The organism is Desulfocurvus sp. DL1XJH-121, assembly GCF_054819825.1.
The window spans coordinates 1-261 of record NZ_JBTVWW010000126.1 but is presented as its reverse complement, the minus strand read 5'-3'; the positions used below and the strand labels follow the sequence as shown (position 1 = coordinate 261).

Annotated in this window: 1 pseudogene; it reads right to left on the bottom strand. The window is 63.2% G+C overall.

The annotated features are described in order from the left end of the window. A pseudogene (locus ACYYG1_RS17585) lies at positions 1-261 on the bottom strand (hypothetical protein); the annotation flags it as partial.

The following is a 261-nucleotide window of genomic DNA, read 5'->3' as shown; positions in this document are numbered from 1 at the left end:
GCCATATCCGGCGGCTCGAAGCTGGTGAACAGCCACAGATCGATCTGCGGATGCCGCTGGTTGAACTCGCCCAGCCGCGGCGTCAGCCAATGGCGGGCAAAGGCCGGGGTGGTGTTGACGATCAGCTGATTGGGTTTGCGGTACTGATCCAAACGGCGAATGTCGACGGCCAACTGTTGCAGCATCACCTGCGCGGTGCTGAACAGATCCTGGCCGGCATCGGTCAGCGTCACGCTGCGGCCGGTGCGGAAAAACAGCGGC